Genomic DNA, 15121 nt, shown 5'->3' on the forward strand with positions numbered 1-15121 from the left:
TGCCGCCCCTCCAGCGACACGCCCCAGATCGTCCAACGCATTTTCCGATTGACGCTGTTGCAGCGCGCTGGAATGGTGCGTCTGCTTCACGCCAGCATGGCCGGACAGGCCGCCGCACCTTGCACGGAGCGGCCAAGACGGCGGAAGCGTAAAATGGGGGAGGACGATCGATGCAATCGATCGCGATATCGGCAATGGCATCGTGGCCATTGCCTGGACAGGTAAGATGCGGACGTTGCTAGCGCTGAGTGCCGGCATCGATCGGCTCAACGAAAAGATCGGCAATCTCTGCAATTTTCTGGTCCTCGCAGCGTGCGCGGTCAGCGCCGGCAATGCGATGATCCGTTATGCGTTCGGCTATAGCTCCAACGGCTGGCTCGAACTGCAGTGGTACATGTTCGCCATCTTCGTGATGTTCGGCGCCTCCTACACCTTCAAGCGCAACGAGCACGTTCGCGTCGAAATCTTCTATTTGATACTCTCGGAACGGGGCCAGCTCTGGCTCGACCTGATCGGAACGCTGTGCTTCCTGATCCCGGCCTGCCTGCTGCTGACCTGGCTGTCCTGGCCGTTCTTCCTGCAGGCCTACGCCGTCGGCGAGGAATCCAGTAACGCCGGCGGCCTGTTGCGCTGGCCGATCAAGCTCGTCGTGCCCGCAGGCTTCGTAATGCTCGCACTGCAGGGCGTTTCCGAGGTCATCAAGCGCATCGCCGCGCTACAGAACCTCGTGACCATCGACGCCAGGTACGAAAGACCGGTGCAATGATCACGCTGGAAATGATGCCGCCGCTGATGTTCGGCGGACTGATTCTGGCGATGCTGATCGGCTTTCCCGTCGCATTCACGCTGGCCGCGGTCGGATTCTCGTTCGGCTTTCTCGCGATCTATCTCGGCTTTTTTGACTTCAGCTTCATGCAGGCGATTCCGGGCCGCATCTTCGGCAGCGTGCTGGCCAACGAATTGCTGCTGGCGATCCCGTTCTTTACCTTCATGGGCGCCATCCTCGAACGATGCGGGCTGGCTGAAGACATGCTGGATTCGATGGGCCAGTTGTTCGGCCCGGTGCGCGGCGGATTGGGCTACTCCGTCATTATCGTCGGCTTCATTCTCGGCGCGATTACCGGCACGGTGGCGGCGCAGGTCATCGCTATGGCGCTGATCTCGATGCCGGTGATGATCCGCTATGGCTACAACATGCGCTACATCACCGGCGTGCTGGCGGCGTCGGGCACCATCACCCAACTGGTGCCGCCATCGCTGGTGCTGATCGTATTGGCCGACCAGCTCGGCAAGTCGGTCGGCGACATGTATCTCGGCGCCTGGGGACCGTCGCTGTTCCAGATCGCGCTGTTCGCCGGCTACACGTTTCTGCTCGGCATCATCAAGCCGGATCACGTGCCGCCGGTGCCGAAAACGGCGTTGACGCTGACCGGCTGGCCGCTGTGGCGAAAATGCCTGATGGGAATAATCCCCTCGGCGGTGCTGATCTTTGTCGTGCTCGGCACCATGATGCTGGGCTTGGCGACACCGACCGAAGCCGGCGCGATGGGCGCCGTTGGCGCCGTCGCGCTTGCCGCAATCCACCACAAGGAATTCAGCGCGGCCGGTAACAGGGTTCTGCTGATCGGCATCGTCGCCGCAGGCATCGGAACGATCCTTGGAATCCTCTACACGGGCAGCTTTCTGTTCAAGATTGCCTTCGCAATTACCTATCTCGCCGTGATCTGGATTTGTCTAGAAGCGGTGCGGATTCCCGACCTCCGCGAGCTTATCCGGCAAGGCTATCAGACAACGATGCGGATCACCTCGATGGTGGTGTTCATCCTGATCGGCTCGACCTGTTTTTCGGTGGTGTTCCTCGGCGTCTCGGGCGGCGTCTGGCTGGAGCACATGCTGACCTCGGTACCCGGCGGGGTCTGGGGCTTCCTGATCTTCATCAACCTGTTCATCTTCTTCCTGGCGTTCTTCCTCGACTTCTTCGAGATCGCCTTCATCATCCTACCGATGGTGGCGCCCATTGCGCAAAAGGTGCTGGCGCCGGTGGTCGGCGCGGATGCCGCGCTGATCTGGTTCGGCGTGATGCTGTGCGTCAACATGCAGACGTCGTTCCTGCATCCGCCGTTCGGATTTGCGCTGTTTTACCTGCGTGGCGTGGCGCCCAGGGAGGTCAAGAGCTCCGACATCTATTGGGGGGCGATCCCCTGGATCGGCCTGCAGGTCATCATGGTCGTGCTGGTGATCGCTTTTCCCTGGACCGTTACCGCGTTGCTCGACAAGCCGGTGAGCGCGGAGGATCTCAGCAAGATCAGAATTGAGGTTCCGCAGATCGAATTGCCGCCGCTCGATTTAGGTCCGCTCAAGCAGCAGTAGAGGCTGCTCCGGTAGACAATGACTCGTTGACGAAATCGTGCCGCTCGGCCTGCCGCCCGGGCCAAGGCGCAACGGTATTCCGCAGACGAAATATTCCCCTTCAATATCAACAAACTTCCGATTGACGGCGGCAGCGCGCGCTGGTTTGGTGCATCGGCTTCATGCTTGCCGGCAGGATAAGCCGCTGCGCCCTGAGGGTGCGGCTAAGACGGCAGAGGCACTAGTTGCGGGGAGGACATCGTTGCAATCGCTCTTGAAATTGAGCCGCGGAATCGACGCGTTCACGCGGTGGACCGGCAAGCGCCTCGCATGGCTCATTCTGGTCGCCGTGATCATCTCGGCCATCAACGCGATCGTGCGCAAGACCTTCGACGTCTCGTCGAATTCGTGGCTGGAGTTGCAGTGGGTGCTGTTCGGCATCGTGTTCCTGCTGTGCTCGCCCTGGACGCTGCTCGACAACGAGCACATCCGTATCGACATCGTGAACAACCTGCTTCCCAAGCGCGGGCGCGACATCATCGACGTGATCGGTCACGCCTTTTTCCTGCTGCCGCTGACCATCGTGATGATCATCACCGGCGGCCCGTTCTTCATGCGTTCGGTTGAAATCAACGAGCAGTCCGGCAATGCCGGGGGCTTGCCGCAATGGCCGGCCAAGTCGCTGATCATCATCGGCTTCGCGCTTCTGTTCGCTCAGGGCATATCCGAGCTGATCAAGCGAATCGCCGTCATGCGCGACCTGATTCCGGATCCACACGCATCGCAGGTGCATGCACTCGAGGCCGAGGTCGAACACCTCGTCGAGGCGATCGAAAAACGCTGATCGTCGGGCGCGATCTCAGGGGGATTTGATGACTGCTTTTCTTATCGCCAACATGGCGCCGATCATGTTCGCGTCGCTGGTGATTATCCTGTTGCTGGGATATCCCGCGGCGTTCTCGCTCGGCGCGGTCGGTCTGATCTACGCCTTCGTCGGCATCGAGCTCGGCGAGTTCCGGCCGGACTTCCTGCAAGCGCTGCCCGAGCGCGTCTACGGCGTGATGAACAATGACACGCTGCTCGCGATCCCGTTCTTCACGTTCATGGGACTGGTGCTTGAACGATCCGGCATGGCCGAGGATCTGCTCGACACCATCGGGCAGTTGTTCGGCACCATCCGGGGCGGCCTCGCCTATGCCGTGGTTTTCGTCGGTGCCCTGCTCGCGGCAACCACGGGCGTCGTCGCAGCATCCGTGATTTCGATGGGCCTGATCTCGCTGCCGATCATGCTGCGCTACGGTTATGACCGGCGGATGGCGACCGGCATCATCGCCGCTTCCGGCACGCTGGCGCAAATCATCCCGCCGTCTCTCGTTCTGATCGTGATGGCCGACCAGCTCGGCAAATCGGTTGGCGACATGTATGAGGGCGCGTTCATCCCCGGATTGGTGCTTGCCGGTCTTTATGCCGGATACGCCTTCCTGGTGACGATGATTTTCCCCAAGGCGGCACCCGGCCTACCCGCCGACGCGATCGGTTTCCGCGAGCCGAACGGCAGCCGCGGGCTGCCATCCCTCGGCATCCTGTTCCTCGCCAGCTGCGTCTTTGGCTGGTTCATGATGCGCACTTCCGACGCGCATGGCGCGGATTTCGTCGTGCTCACCATGTTCTACGGCATCCTGTTCGCCTTCTTCGCGGCGGTCGTGAACTGGCTCATTCACAAATTTACCGGCTTCCGCTTCCTGTCGGCGATGGCGCAGCAGACGACGTTCGTGATGGTGCCGCCGCTGTTCCTGATCTTCCTGGTGCTGGGCACGATCTTCATCGGCATCGCGACGCCGACGGAGGGCGGCGCGATGGGCGCGGCCGGCGCACTAATTCTCGGCGCCGCCAAGCGCCGGCTGAGCTGGGACCTGATCCGGCAGGCCACGGAGTCGACGGCCAAGCTGTCGGCCTTCGTGGTGTTCATCCTGGTCGGTGCGCGCGTGTTCTCGCTGACCTTTTACGGCGTGAACGGCCATGTCTGGGTGGAGCATCTGCTGACCTCCCTACCCGGCGGCCAGATCGGCTTCCTGCTCTTCGTCAACGCCTTCGTTTTCGTGCTGGCTTTCTTCCTCGACTTCTTCGAGCTGGCCTTCATCATCATTCCGCTGCTTGGGCCTGCGGCGGAAAAACTCGGCATCGACCTGATCTGGTTCGGCGTCATTCTCGGCGTCAACATGCAGACGTCGTTCATGCACCCGCCGTTCGGATTCGCCCTGTTCTATCTGCGCTCGGTAGCGCCAAAAGAATCCTATATCGACCGCGTCACCGGCAAGCGCATGGATGCTGTGACGACCGGCCAGATCTATTGGGGCGCGGTGCCGTTCGTCGTAATCCAGGTCATTATGGTGGTGCTGGTCATCGTGTTCCCAGCGATGGTGATGCATTACAAGGGCGCGGCGTCGACCATCGATCCAAATTCGATCAAGATCGAGGTGCCGCAGATTGATTTGCCGCCGCTCGATTTCGGACAGCCCAAGCAGTAGCGGTCATCCGCTTCCCAAAAGAAACCCCGGAGCTTTCGCTCCGGGGTTTTTGCTTGCTTCGAGCAGGTTCGACGAAGTCAGCCCTGCGAGTGACGCGCCATGAAGCTGTCGTATCCGATTTCGGCCACCTGGAACCAGGAATAGCCGTTGTTCGAGAACGACGTCAGCGATTCATACACCTTCTTGAAGTCGGCGTTGGTCGCCGCGACTTCGCTGTGCAGTTCCTTCGCCGCCTTGTAGCAGGCCTCCATCACCGGCGCCGGGAACGGGCGCAGCTTGGCGCCGGCTGCGAGCAGCTTGCGTAGCGCGGGCGGATTGGCCTGATCGTACTTCGCCATCATCCAGTTGTTGGCGTAATGGCCGGCCTGCTCGAGAACCGCCTGATAATATTTCGGCAAGGCATTCCACTTGTCGAGATTGACGAAGGCCAGCAGCATCGGGCCGCCTTCCCACCAGCCGGGATAATAGTAGTTGGGGGCAACCTTCGCGAAGCCGAGCTTTTCATCGTCGTAAGGGCCGACCCACTCCGCGGCATCGATGGTGCCCTTTTCGAGCGCCGGATAGATGTCGCCGCCGGCGATCTGCTGCGGGACGACGCCAAGCTTCTGCAGCGCACGACCAGCAAACCCGCCGATGCGCAGCTTCAGCCCCTTGAGGTCCTCTGGCGTCTTGATCTCCTTGCGGTACCAACCGCCCATCTGGGCGCCGGTATTGCCCGCGAGCAACGAGATGCAATTGTACTTCTTGTAGAACTCGTTGAGCAGCTCCCTGCCGCCGCCAAGCATGTACCAAGCCTGATTGATGCGCATGTTCGGCCCGAACGGCACCGCAGAGCCGAAAGTGAAGGTCGGATCCTTGCCGAAATAATAGTATGATGCGGTATGGCCGATCTCGACGGTGCCGTTCTGCACGGCGTCGAGAACCTGCAGGCCGGGAACGATTTCGCCGCCGGCAAATGTCTGGATCTGGAATTTGTTGTCAGTAGCCTCCCCGACCATTTTGGCCATCAATTCGGCGCCGCCATAGAGCGTGTCCAAGGATTTCGGCCAGCTCGTCGGCATGCGCCACTTGATTTCGGGCAGGCCCTGCGCAATCGCGGGCGCTGCGATCGTTGCAGCGCCTGCTGCACCCAAGCCGGTTACTTTGAGAAAATCTCTTCGCTTCATATTCCATCCCTTTTGGTTGTGTCGGTCAGCCTTCGTGTCGAGGCTTGGAACCAAGCATGGAACATCCGGCCACCAATTTCCATAAGTAATTGGATCGAAACGCGAAAAAGCCCGACCTTCTTGCGAAGGCCGGGCTTCGTAGCAATTTGGGATAGGTATCCTGCTCCGATCAGCCGCGCGTGCGCGAACGGATCATGAAGCTGTCATAGGTATACTCGGCGACCTGCCACCACAGATACTGATCGGAACGATAGGCCTGCATCGCGTCGATTGCCTTCTTGAAGTCCGCATTCTTGCCAGAGATTTCGGCCCACAATTCGTTGGTGGACTTCAGGCAAGCTTCCAGCACTTCGTTGGTGAACGGACGAAGTTGCGTGCCGCTGGCGACCAGACGCTTCAACGCCGCCGGGTTCTGCATATCGTAGCGCGCGTTCATCCAGGCGTTGGTGTTCGCGGCGGCATTGGAGAGGATCGCCTGATAGTTCTTCGGCAGCTCATTCCACTTCTCCAGATTGGCGAAGGCGTGAACCGTCGGGCCGCCTTCCCAGAAGCCGGGGTAGTAGTAGAACTTCGCGACCTTCTGGAAGCCGAGTTTCTCGTCGTCGTACGGGCCAACCCACTCCGCGGCATCGATGGTGCCCTTTTCGAGCGCCGGATAGATATCGCCGCCGGCGATCTGCTGCGGCACCACGCCGACCTTCTGCAGGACCTGGCCGGCGATGCCCCCGATGCGCATCTTGAGGCCTGACAGATCAGCAACGGTCTTGATCTCCTTGCGGAACCAGCCGCCCATCTGGGTGCCGGTGTTGCCGCAGGGGAAGCCGATCACGCCGGACTTCTTGAAGAACTCGTTGGCGAGTTCGTTGCCGCCGCCTTGCGATAACCAGGAATTCTGCTGGCGCGCATTGAGGCCGAACGGCACCGAGGCGAAGATCGCAAAGGTCGGATCTTTGCCGACGTAATAATACGAAACAGTGTGGCACATCTCGATGGTGTTCTTGGAGGTCGCATCGAGCGCCTGCAGACCCGGAACCAGCTCACCGGCCTGGAAGACCTGGATCTGGAATTTGTTGTCGGTCATTTCGGCGACCTGCTTCGCCAGGTACTCGGCACCGCCGTAGATGGTGTCGAGCGACTTCGGGAAGCTCGACGTCAGGCGCCATTTGATCTCAGGCGACGATTGCGCGATCGCCGGCGAGGCAACGGCTGTCGCGGCAGCACCGGCCGCTGAAACCTTCAAAAAATCACGACGCTTCATTCAAGCTCTCCTTCGGGTCGTTTCCCAAATTTCCTCGAACGTTCCTCCGGCGGGGCGAATTCCACGTCATCCGGGGCGTTCTGGCGGGGGCGCTTTAACACGGAAGTTCGTGCTCGAAAACGCGACAAAGGCATGACTGCACTGATTAAACGAAAGTCTTATGGGCGCGGATAAGGGACCTCAGGCCGCGGCGATAGCGCCTTGAAGCCGGTCGCGAACCTTGGTCCCGATGGCCCGGTAGATCGCGGCATGCGGGCCATCAGGCTCGCTCGCCACCACCGGATTACCTTCATCCGAGGTGGTCCGGATCGACATGTGCAGCGGGATCTCGCCCAGGAATGGGACACCCAGCCGCTCCGCCTCATGCCGCGCGCCGCCATGACCGAAAATGTCCGAGCGCGTGCCGCACTCAGGGCACTGGAAGTAGCTCATGTTCTCGACGATGCCGAGCACCGGCACGTTGACCTTCTTGAACATCGCAAGGCCCCTGCGCGCGTCGATAAGGGAGAGGTCCTGCGGGGTCGAGATAATCACCGCCCCCTTCAACGGTACGTTCTGCGCCAGCGTCAGTTGCGCGTCCCCGGTACCGGGCGGCATGTCGACGACGAGAATATCGAGTGTGCCCCACGCCACGTCGCGCAGCATCTGGGTGATCGCCGACATCACCATCGGCCCGCGCCAGATCATGGCGGTGTCTTCCTCGACCAGGAAGCCGATCGACATGATCGAAAGCCCGAAACGCATGATCGGAATCATCTTGCGGTCGTCGTTGAGTTGCGGCTTCTCGTGAATCCCGGTCAGCCGCGGCACCGACGGGCCGTAGATATCGGCATCGAGCAGCCCGACGCGCAGGCCAAGATCGCGCAGGCCGAGCGCCAGGTTGAGCGCAGTGGTCGACTTGCCGACGCCCCCCTTGCCCGAGGCCACCGCGATCACGGCGGCAACGCCCGGGATCTCAGCCTGCTTTGACATCGGCGACGCCGCGCCCTGCGGCGAGCGGTGGGCGGAAGCGGGTTGCACGCCATGCGAATGCCGATGCGCCGCGGGCGGGGCCTGCGGAGCACCGGGCTTGCGCTCGGCCGTCAGTGCAATCATTGCGGTGCTGACGCCGGGGATCGCGCGCACCGCGGCTTCCGCCTGCGCGCGCACGCTTTCCCAGGCTCTAGCCTCGGTGGCGTCGACATTGATGGAGAAGAACACCTTGCCGTCGGTGACTGAGATCGCCGACAGCACGTTGGCATTGGTCAGGGGTACGCCGCGGGGCGAAGCCACCCGGCTAAGGGCATCGAGAACCTGTTGCTGCGTTACGCTCACTCGCGCATCTCCTGAAGCCCTTGCTGTTCCGAGTGAGAACCGGGCTCTACTCGCTTGTTTTGACTCGCTTTCTCGACGCGAACTGACCCGCTCCGGACCAAATCCGAAAGCGGGGCCTCGTTCCAAGACGCTATGCCAGTCCGATGCGACCCATAGAGCGGTTCAGCGCAAAAGGCTACCTCGCTGCCACGTCATCCCGCCGCTCGGCGGGGGCTTCGGGCGTCTTTTCCTTGGCGGCCTCGTAATTCAGTTCGATCATGACGCCATTGGGGTCGTTGACGAAGATCTGCCAGAGGTCACCGCCCGGAACCTGCCGGGAGTCGTATGCCATGCCCTTCTGCTCCAGCCGCCGCTTCATGCCGTCAAAGCCGCAGCTGGCAAACGCGACATGGTGGACAACGCCGGAATCGGGCTTTTGCGGTTCATCGGTCTTGGAAATATCGACAAGGTGCACCACCGCCTTGCCCTCGCTGTACATCCACGCCCCGGGAAACGCGAAGTTGGGCCGCGCGCCCTTTTCCAGGCCCAGAATGTCCTCATAGAACCGGACCGTATCGGCAAGGTTGCGGGTCCGGATGTTGAAATGGTCGAGCACGCCCACGCTGACGCCCATGTGATGTCACTCCCTTTTTTGTGAGGTTCTTGAGGAGCCTATCGTAGCACGAATCCGGCTCCGCCCAGCAACGAAGGCGTTGCCCTGCCCTGCGCAGCTTGTATGGTGCGGCTCCTCCAAAAAAACCGGCCGGCCGGCCCAACGTCGCCGGCGAGAACTCCAAGGTAACTCACATGGCTAAAGTCGCTTTTCTCGGTCTCGGCGTAATGGGCTTCCCCATGGCAGGACATTTGGTGAAAAAAGGCGGCCACGAGGTCACCGTCTACAATCGGACAGGAGCTAAGGCGAAGGAGTGGGCGGACAAGTTCGGCGGGCGCACCGCGCCTACGCCGAAGGCCGCGGCCGAAGGTCAGGATTTCGTGATGTGCTGCGTCGGCAACGACAACGACCTGCGCGCAGTGACGGTCGGTAGTGACGGCGCCTTCGCCGGCATGAAAATGGGCGCGGTATTCGTCGACCACACCACCGCCTCCGCCGAAATCGCCCGCGAACTCGACGCCGCCGCCGTCAAGGCGAGCTTCAAGTTCATCGACGCGCCGGTGTCGGGTGGCCAGGCCGGCGCGGAAAACGGCGTGCTGACGGTGATGTGCGGCGGCAAGGAAGACGCCTATGCCGCGGCCGAGCCGATCATTTCCGGCGCTTATGCAAGGATGTGCAAACTTCTCGGGCCCGCCGGCGCCGGCCAGCTCACCAAGATGGTCAACCAGATTTGCATCGCCGGTCTGGTCCAGGGCCTGTCCGAGGGGATTCATTTCGCCAAGAAGTCGGGCCTCGACGTTGCGGCCGTGATCGAGACCATCTCCAAGGGCGCGGCGCAGTCCTGGCAGATGGAGAACCGCTACAACACCATGAACGAGGGCAAATTCGACTTCGGCTTTGCCGTCGAATGGATGCGCAAGGACCTCTCGATCTGCATCGCCGAGGCCCGTCGCAACGGCGCCAACCTGCCGGTGACCGCCCTCGTCGATCAGTTCTACGCCGAGGTCGAGAAGATGGGCGGCAAGCGCTGGGATACGTCGAGCCTTTTGGCCCGGCTGGAGCGGTGAGTTAAAGAAACAGGTTAAAGCAACGCGCAAAGCCCCCGCTTCTTATCCTGTCAGAAGCGGGGATTCCGTCTGCCCGACAGGTTAATTTTAACTTCCCGTTAACGAGAATTTTTAGCTCTTTAAGTCATCGCTTAATGATTTAGCGGCACAGATAGACAATGCAAAAGCCCGCGCGGTTCGCGGGCAGGATTTGTGTTGTTCGATGAGTAGCCCCGCAGAAAAGCCTGAGGTTGTCCAGCTTCCGGCAGAAGCGCCGGTCGCACCAGCGATCAACACCCGGCGCGTGGCGGCGCAGCGGGTGCGCGAGGCGCGGGATCGGTTGACGTCGACCAGCGGGACCCGTCCCGCCTTCGATACCGAATTGCTCCGGCAATACGCCCAAACGCGGGTATCGGCCTCCTTCGTCGTCATGCTGCTGGTGGTTGCGACCGGCGTGCTGTTCGGCCTCTGGAAGTATGCCGTGCCGGCCGCGATCTGGACAGTCGGCATGCTCTGCATCCATGCCGCCATCATTCGCAACTGCAAGCGCTTCCTCGGCGAGCAGCCCACGCTCGCAGCTACGCGCCGATGGCAAACCCGCTTCGTGCTGTTCGACTTGCTCTACGGTCTGTCCTGGACCGCGATCCTGCTCCACCCGGCCGGGCTCGACACCGTCTCGAACACGATGATGATGTTCCTGATGCTGCTGGTGATCGCGGTGTCGAGCATGCTGGCGGCGACGCTGCCGATTGCGGCGGTGGCGGCAACCGCGCCGGTGACGGCGGCGATCGCGCTCAACTTCGTGATGGGCGGCACCTTCGACAATTACGCGCTCGCGCTGCTGGCGGTTGCCGCCGAAAGCTATTTTGCGCTTCTCGCGCATCAACTTCATTCGACGACGCTGCAGACCCTGGAAGCGCGCGCCGAAAAGGACGCGCTGATCGGCGAGCTCGAACAGGCCAAGGCAATCTCTGACGAAGCGCGGCACCGCGCCGAATCCGCCAATGTCGCCAAGTCGCGCTTTCTGGCGCAGATGAGCCACGAGCTGCGCACGCCGCTGAACGCGATCCTCGGCTTCTCCGAAGTGATGAAGAGCGAAATCTTCGGTGCGCATGCGGTTGCGGTCTACAAGGAATATTCCGCCGACATCCATAATTCGGGCGTCCACCTGCTCAACCTCATCAACGAGATTCTCGATCTGTCGCGGATCGAGGCCGGCCGCTATGAACTCAATGAGGAAGCAGTGTCGCTGGTGCATGTCGTCGCCGACTGCCATCATCTGTTGAAACTGCGCGCGACCAGCCGCGGCATCACCATTCACGAGGTGTTCGAGCACGGCATGCCCAGGATCTGGGGCGACGAGCGCGCCACGCGCCAGGTGGTGCTCAATTTGTTGTCCAACTCGATCAAGTTCACTCCGCCGGGCGGCGACATCTGGCTCAAGGTCGGCTGGACCGCGTCCGGCGGACAATATCTCAGCGTCAAGGACACCGGCTCCGGTATTGCCGAGGACGAAATCCCGGTCGTGCTGGCGTCGTTCGGCCAGGGCTCCAACTCGATCAAATCGGCCGAACAGGGCGCGGGCCTGGGCTTGCCGATCGCCAAAAGCCTGATCGACATGCATGGCGGCACCTTCACGCTGAAATCGAAGCTGCGGATCGGCACCGAAGTCATCGTCACCTTCCCGCCGGAGCGCGTGATGAGCGCGCTGGCGCCGATGGCCGAGGAGGCCCCGCCCCTGCAGCCGGACCCCGAAGTCACGGCAGCCGCCGACGACAAGCGACGGGCGCGCCACAAACCGATCATGAGTGCAGGAACCGGGTTGTAGCTGGAGCGCTTGCGCAAGCGATCGAAACCACTTCACTATCCCTGAATGAGCAAAGAAACGCCGTGTATCGCAGTCTGTGTGATGGACCCCAAAACCAAACTCTGCTTCGGCTGCGGACGAACGTTGCCGGAGATCGCACGCTGGCACCGCATGGAAACGGCGGAACGATTGGCTGTCATGGAAGGGCTTGCGGCGCGCATGGTGGATGCGGGTCTGGTTCCGATGCCGCCGCGCACCGAACGCGGCTGATCACCGGAGGAAACGGCGGGGGCGCCAATTGATCCGCATCATGCTCGTTCTGGCGATGCTCGCCGCCACCGCCGGCGCCGTTGTCGCCTATGGCGATCCCGACAAGATTGCGCGTGCCGGCGACTCGGTATCGAAAATGCTGCGGCAACGCAGCCTGGAGCCGGCGCCCGCCGTGCAGATCGCGCGCGGCAAGGCCGGCGAATTCGCGCTGCACGCCAAGATCAATGGCGTCAAGGCGCCGATGGTGATCGATACCGGCGCGACGTCGGTCGTGCTGACCTGGGAGACGGCGAAGGCGATCGGCCTGCCGATCGAGATGCTCGAATACAACGTCGATGTCGAAACCGTCGGTGGTCACACCAAAGCGGCGCGGCTGACGCTCGATCGTCTCGCGGTCGGCGGCCTCGTCGAAAAATCGATCCCGGCGCTGGTCGTGCCGCGCGGGCAGATGAAGACCAACTTGCTCGGTATGAGCTTTTTGGATCGGCTGGAAAGCTGGGGCGTGCAGGCCGACAAACTGATGCTGCACGGTTATCCCGATGTCGCAGGCCGCCACAAGCGCCGCGCGGCGGCGAACTAGGACTCATAAATTGGGTCATGTCGGCTTGGCCTTCCAAGAGCGGCGCAAAGGCAGACGTGCCGATATCGACCCGATGGGCCAGGAAGAGACATCGCGCGTGGCTTGACTGTGCGTGTGTCGTGAAGGTGTAAGTGCTCCGCGACGTTGGCGAGCGCAGACCGTGAACAATGCAAGCTCTTGAAGATCGCCGGGCTGCACGATAGTCTGCTGCCGGACGGCCCGTCGCTCCCCAGTCCGCGCGAGGATGCCGGAGGCATCCAGTACAGGCCTTAGTTGCCGTCAATATCCGCTCGGCCACGCCTCACGTCCCGACCTCCTGCGGCTGCTGCGCCTCAGCCCTGTCCGGAAAAGCTCATTGTGATGTTGCAGCTTGGCACGCCGGCCGCAGCGTCGAGGGCCTCCGCTTCGTGACCGTCGCGGTCACCGACCACCAGACGGTCCCCGACACTTTAGGGCGAGCGGTGGATTTGGAACTCAACCATTGATCGAGGGAGGATATGCTATGAGAGCATCGCCAAACTATTCGCGTCGTCGTTTCCTTCATGCCGGCGCGGCCGGCGTAGCAGCAAGCGCTGTCGCCGCGGCGACAACGCCCGTTCGTGCGGCCGCCGAGGCGCGCATGCAAGCGCCACCTTCAACGGCGACGGCGCCGCGGATTCTGCGCAAGCCACCGCTGCCTGAATTGGAGCGCATCGCCAAATCCTACAACTTGGTTCTCAGCCGCGACGATCTGACGTCGTTCCGCAACCTCATGGACGGTGTGCTCGCATCGTACCGTCGCTTGGACCAGTTCGCGGAGCCGACATTGGCGGTGAAATACCCGCGGGACGCGGGGTTCCGTCCAGGTGCCTCGGACAATAGGCTCAATGCTTGGTACTGGAGGTGCTCGATCAAGGGGGCAACTTCGGGACCTCTCGCGGGCAAGAAAATCGCCATCAAAGACAATGTGTGCGTTGCCGGCATCCCAATGATGAACGGCTCCAACGTGCTGGAAGGCTACGTCCCTGACGTGGACGCGACCATTGTGACCCGCATCCTCGATGCCGGTGGGGAGATCGTCGGCAAGGCGGTGTGCGAGCATCTTTGCTTCTCGGGCGGTAGCCATACCTCTGACACCGGGCCCGTGCTCAATCCGCACGATCCGAAGCGATCTGCCGGAGGCTCCTCCAGCGGCAGCGCGGCGCTCGTCGTCGCCGGCGAGTGTGACATGGCCATTGGGGGCGACCAGGGAGGGTCAATCCGAATTCCTAGCTGTTTCTGCGGAGCGGTTGGCCACAAGCCCACCCACGGGCTTGTGCCATACACAGGTGTCTTCCCGATTGAACTCACACTTGATCATACCGGGCCCATTGCCCGTACCGCCGGCGATGCCGCCCGGCTTCTCGAGGTGCTCGCCGGGGCCGATGGCCTCGACCCGCGCCAACCGGCAGGACTGCGTACGGAAGCGTATACCAAACAGCTCACCGGAGACGCCCGCGGCCTGCGGATCGGGATCGTTAAAGAAGGGTTTGGCTGGCCCAATTCCGAGCCGGATGTCGATGCCATGGTGCACGAGGCGGCACAGCGCTTGACGCGAGCGGGAGCAACCGTGAGCGAGGTATCGATCCCCCTCCACCGCGACGGCATCCATATCTGGAACGCTATCGCTGTCGAAGGTGCCACGGCGCTGATGGTCGCGGGCAATAGCATGGGAACCAACTGGAAAGGGCACTACACAACTTCGCTCCTGGACTTCTACGGCCGGAGCCGGCGGGTGCGCGCCAATGATCTTTCGGAGACCGTCAAGCTCGTTGTCCTGCTCGGCCAGTACATGCAGGACAATTACCAGGGCCGCTATTACGCGAAGGCCCAAAACCTCGCGCGCGTGCTACGCGCCGCCTACGATGAGGCGCTCAAAGATGCCGATCTCCTGCTCATGCCGACATTACCTTTGAAGGCCACGCTACTCCCGGCTCCGGACGCGAGCCGCGAGGAGTATGTTGCGCGGGCACTCGAAATGATTTCCAACACTTGCCCGTTCGACGTCACTGGGCATCCTGCCGCCTCGGTTCCGGCAGGCATGTCGGCAGGGCTCCCTGTAGGCATGATGCTGATCGGACGCCACTGGGAGGACGGCACGGTGTTGCGTGCGGCCGACGCGTTCCAGATCGTCGGGTAGACGGCGAATTCCCGACTAACGGCCGTGCGGGGTCCAAAGTTCGGAAGCAGGAG

At 61.9% G+C, this 15121-nt stretch carries 13 protein-coding genes; 9 read left to right on the forward strand and 4 right to left on the reverse strand.

Annotated elements, in window-relative coordinates:
• Window positions 1–226 precede the first annotated feature (226 nt).
• The 4 genes from HCN58_RS15650 (at window position 227) to HCN58_RS15665 (ending at window position 4877) form a co-directional block, all read left to right on the forward strand.
• Window positions 227–766 (forward strand): TRAP transporter small permease subunit, encoded by a 540-nt coding sequence (locus tag HCN58_RS15650; RefSeq protein WP_171580235.1) that lies wholly within the window; start codon window positions 227–229, stop codon window positions 764–766.
• Window positions 763–2370: a TRAP transporter large permease gene (locus HCN58_RS15655; protein ID WP_171580236.1), complete on the forward strand. Its 1608-nt coding sequence runs from the start codon at window positions 763–765 to the stop codon at window positions 2368–2370. The genes HCN58_RS15650 and HCN58_RS15655 overlap by 4 nt, the downstream gene beginning before the upstream one ends.
• A 241-nt stretch (window positions 2371–2611) precedes the next feature.
• Complete coding sequence (locus HCN58_RS15660) at window positions 2612–3193, forward strand: TRAP transporter small permease subunit (protein ID WP_171580237.1); 582 nt, start codon at window positions 2612–2614, stop codon at window positions 3191–3193.
• A gap of 28 nt (window positions 3194–3221) precedes the next feature.
• The gene (locus HCN58_RS15665; RefSeq protein ID WP_171580238.1) at window positions 3222–4877 is read left to right on the forward strand and encodes a TRAP transporter large permease; all 1656 of its coding nucleotides are present in this window, start codon (window positions 3222–3224) and stop codon (window positions 4875–4877) included.
• 77 nt (window positions 4878–4954) lie between these two features.
• Here HCN58_RS15665 and HCN58_RS15670 read toward each other — a convergent pair whose 3' ends face one another.
• The 4 genes from HCN58_RS15670 to HCN58_RS15685 form a co-directional block, all read right to left on the reverse strand.
• Window positions 4955–6043 carry a TRAP transporter substrate-binding protein gene (locus HCN58_RS15670; protein WP_171580239.1) on the reverse strand — a complete coding sequence of 363 codons (1089 nt, stop codon included), beginning with the start codon at window positions 6041–6043 and terminating at the stop codon, window positions 4955–4957.
• A 169-nt stretch (window positions 6044–6212) separates the two neighbouring features.
• Window positions 6213–7301, reverse strand: a complete 1089-nt coding sequence (locus tag HCN58_RS15675) for a TRAP transporter substrate-binding protein (RefSeq protein ID WP_171580240.1) — start codon at window positions 7299–7301, stop codon at window positions 6213–6215.
• 180 nt (window positions 7302–7481) lie between these two features.
• Window positions 7482–8615, reverse strand: coding sequence for an Mrp/NBP35 family ATP-binding protein (locus HCN58_RS15680; RefSeq protein ID WP_171580241.1), 1134 nt, complete (start codon window positions 8613–8615; stop codon window positions 7482–7484).
• Between the two features lie 175 nt (window positions 8616–8790).
• Complete coding sequence (locus HCN58_RS15685) at window positions 8791–9228, reverse strand: VOC family protein (protein ID WP_171580242.1); 438 nt, start codon at window positions 9226–9228, stop codon at window positions 8791–8793.
• 98 nt (window positions 9229–9326) lie between these two features.
• Here HCN58_RS15685 and HCN58_RS15690 point away from each other — a divergent pair, with 98 nt between their 5' ends.
• From HCN58_RS15690 to HCN58_RS15710, 5 genes are all read left to right on the forward strand, one after another.
• The gene (locus tag HCN58_RS15690) at window positions 9327–10274 is read left to right on the forward strand and encodes an NAD(P)-dependent oxidoreductase (RefSeq protein WP_283814573.1); all 948 of its coding nucleotides are present in this window, start codon (window positions 9327–9329) and stop codon (window positions 10272–10274) included.
• Between the two features lie 202 nt (window positions 10275–10476).
• Window positions 10477–12081 carry a sensor histidine kinase gene (locus tag HCN58_RS15695; RefSeq protein ID WP_171580244.1) on the forward strand — a complete coding sequence of 535 codons (1605 nt, stop codon included), beginning with the start codon at window positions 10477–10479 and terminating at the stop codon, window positions 12079–12081.
• A gap of 45 nt (window positions 12082–12126) precedes the next feature.
• Window positions 12127–12330, forward strand: coding sequence for a DUF1289 domain-containing protein (locus tag HCN58_RS15700; RefSeq protein WP_171580245.1), 204 nt, complete (start codon window positions 12127–12129; stop codon window positions 12328–12330).
• 28 nt (window positions 12331–12358) lie between these two features.
• Entirely contained in the window at window positions 12359–12910 is a 552-nt protein-coding gene (locus tag HCN58_RS15705) for a TIGR02281 family clan AA aspartic protease (protein WP_171580246.1), read from the forward strand.
• Between the two features lie 619 nt (window positions 12911–13529).
• The gene (locus HCN58_RS15710) at window positions 13530–15068 is read left to right on the forward strand and encodes an amidase (protein WP_171580400.1); all 1539 of its coding nucleotides are present in this window, start codon (window positions 13530–13532) and stop codon (window positions 15066–15068) included.
• Window positions 15069–15121 lie beyond the last annotated feature (53 nt).

Origin of the sequence: Bradyrhizobium australiense, from assembly GCF_013114825.1 — a bacterium.
Taxonomy (GTDB): Bacteria; Pseudomonadota; Alphaproteobacteria; order Rhizobiales; family Xanthobacteraceae; genus Bradyrhizobium; species Bradyrhizobium australiense.